At 51.3% G+C, this 3020-nt stretch carries 2 protein-coding genes; one reads left to right on the forward strand and one right to left on the reverse strand.

The window, feature by feature from the left end:
- Nucleotides 1-1332: 1332 nt before the first annotated feature.
- Entirely contained in the window at nt 1333-1626 is a 294-nt protein-coding gene (locus C492_RS25115) for a polysaccharide deacetylase family protein (protein WP_239643388.1), read from the forward strand.
- Between the two features lie 910 nt (nt 1627-2536).
- Here the strand turns inward: C492_RS25115 and C492_RS22145 are convergent.
- Nucleotides 2537-2797: a hypothetical protein gene (locus tag C492_RS22145; RefSeq protein WP_083898748.1), complete on the reverse strand. Its 261-nt coding sequence runs from the start codon at nt 2795-2797 to the stop codon at nt 2537-2539.
- Nucleotides 2798-3020: the final 223 nt, after the last annotated feature.

The raw sequence follows: 3020 nt of genomic DNA on the forward strand, positions 1-3020 counted from the left end.
GAGATATCAACTTTCCATAGCTCTGTATACGAGCGATTCCAGGTCTCTGTTAAACATCCATTTAGCAAAGGATACGAGCTCATGGAACGGTTCGCGTACCGATCGTGTTGACCTCAGCGAGTGTTACATACAGGCGAACCACTTAGCGATCAGCTGTAGTACTTACCGTGTACGAAGGTAGACAGCGACGCGAAGTGGAATGAGTATGAGAAATGTCGCTAGCATCGTGAGCACCGTCCACGTGGGGGCGACAGCAAGTCCGAGTTGGACACCAATGCTGAGTACGAAGAGGCCGGCGAACCGGATGCGAAAATCTGCCCAGAGTCGTTGGAACCGCTCGCTCACAAACGAGCTGTACGTCACAGCAATGCCGAGAATCACACCGAGNCGAAAATCTGCCCAGAGTCGTTGGAACCGCTCGCTCACAAACGAGCTGTACGTCACAGCAATGCCGAGAATCACACCGAGGGTTGTCGCACTGGCAAGTCGTTGTGGTGTAATCGAGATGGTGATTGAGAACGGCTCCCAGTACGCGAGCGTACCGAGTACGACAACCGCCAGCCCTATCCAGAGAAGTTCATAGTAGATGCCTGGCCGAGAATCCGGCTTACCCCACTCTGTTGGAATCACTGACATCTACCGGGACAATACGCCCCATAATGATAAGTGTTCAATCACGTTCTCAGGATCACTGGCACTCGGAATCGTATGGGTTCGACAGCCTTGAAGAAATCTAAGTAGATTGCCACTCCTTGTAAAGTAGGCATGCTCTCTCTCCCAGCTGGTTTGTCGAAGGTCAGGGTGAAAACAATTCTGTAGGGACGATTCTATAACATGCCTATGAGGTCGCACTTGTTGACGCGGTAACTTGTCTCACTGGCCTAGCGCCGAGTGCGTTTAGTTCTAAATGGCTGATCAGTATGAAGATACCAAATGCTTCAAGTGGAGTGTTAATTTAGGTTATAATATTANATGCAGTCATCAATATGGTATGGTAAACGAGGACAGACAACTTCAGATGGTCGAATCGAAAATACCGCTTCTGTGAATCTTGGCGGAGGGGATAATTGTTGTGTTCGACGACAGACGAGTAGGGTGGTGCGGTAGATGCGCCGGCGGCAGGTCCTTGCCATCACCAGCGTGACTACCGTAGGTGGCGTTGCGTACTGGCACTCTGGGCAAAATACCGATGAATTGGACCAAGAGGGACAAGAGCAAAGAGTAGCTGACTCCGAACGCAACCACACCGGTTCGGAGCCGGCCACACAAGACGGAACTGGCAATGAAACCGAACGCGACGACGAGAACTCAGTTCTCGAGGATAGCGAAGGGATGCTTGTCTTCACGTACGATGACAGCCCGCTCGAGGACTACACGCTCGCCTATGAGGTCCATCAGGAGTATGGCGTTCCCGGTTGTACGGCGGCCTGTCCCGGTCTCATGGAGGAACGAGACGCGTACCTTGATCCTGCCCAGCTTCGAGAGATGCAGGACGACGGGTGGGGGGTCCTGTCCCACACCTACCGCNGTACCTTGATCCTGCCCAGCTTCGAGAGATGCAGGACGACGGGTGGGGGGTCCTGTCCCACACCTACCGCCATAGAGCGCTCGGTCATATCGAACTGACCGAGCCCGCTCGCGAGGGCGACGATCATCTGTATGTCACAGTCAACCGCCACGGTGCCGTGGAGGGTGATCCCCTTACGATTTCTGACGACAAGATCCAGACGACGGCCACAGTCGCCGGTCGGGGCAACGACTCAAGCGGAGAGTACATCGAACTCGAGTCACCCCTCACTGAGACCGTCGGTTCATCGGGGGTCGTCAGATATTCCGAGTCNGACTCAAGCGGAGAGTACATCGAACTCGAGTCACCCCTCACTGAGACCGTCGGTTCATCGGGGGTCGTCAGATATTCCGAGTCGTTTATACACGAAATTCTCGAGCGAACGAACGATCAACTCGAGTCATGGGGACTAGACGTGACGGGATTCGTGTATCCCTACGGGCGGTACAACGGCCTTGCCGAGGATATTGTCCGGGAACATTATCCTGCAGTCGCGAACCACGGCTACGGCGGTCACAACGAGCTTGTAGGTTTGGATCCGACGACAATGCATCGGATGTACGTCGAGACCGATAAAGCAAGCAAAGATGAGATCGATGCGTTCATGGAAACTGCTGCTGAGAAGACTGTCCTCGCGATCGTCGGAGGTCACTCCCAGTACAATACTCTCACTGCGGACCGAATTCGCTATACTATCGAGACTGCCCTCGAGAATGATCTCGCAATTGTCACCATTGATGAGGCTCTGACCGAACTTGAGCGGCTATCTACCTAAAATCCGCCGTAGGATTTCAAAGATCGATTCTATGCTTCGCCAGACTCCTCAGCAGAGCACTTAGCACCATGGAAGTATACCTACTCATCAGTTCATTTACTGTAGGGGTGGTTGTAATCGAAACTATAGGTATATTTCTATGATTCCCTTTAGATAGTGAAAAGTCCACTTACTGTTGATTTCATAAACACAACTCAGAATACGTTGATAACAGCACTAAGGGCAAAGCCGATGGCCAACGAGAGCGTTGAATAAAGAGCTTGTTTGTTGGTAGCACGAAAAATCCCGGAAAGCATTATTCCGACTGAGCAACCGAAGAGAAAGCCATGAACCGCCGTCTCCTCACTTCCGGCCGCCCTTGGTGATGCTACGAGTTCAACGAAAATTACACCCGTTAAGCCGAACAGAAAGAGGACTCCATCTCGCCGTATGTTCCGTTCTTGTCGCTCAATCACACATCACCGTTGGAAGAGTGCTTGAATAATAGTTGTCACTCTCTTCGTTAAGTTTGTAGCCTTCAGGATGTCATAGAATGGTTCGTGTACCGATTGTATAATCGTCGGAAAGTGATATATAAAATAGATAGGGAGAATCTATGTGGTTTCTGTTTCTTTCTTCGGAAGACTTTTTCGTTCTGAAAAGTAGTATAATATCACGACGAATCCGGCTGCAGGTACT

Origin of the sequence: Natronococcus jeotgali DSM 18795 (genome assembly GCF_000337695.1) — an archaeon.
Taxonomy (GTDB): domain Archaea; phylum Halobacteriota; class Halobacteria; order Halobacteriales; family Natrialbaceae; genus Natronococcus; species Natronococcus jeotgali.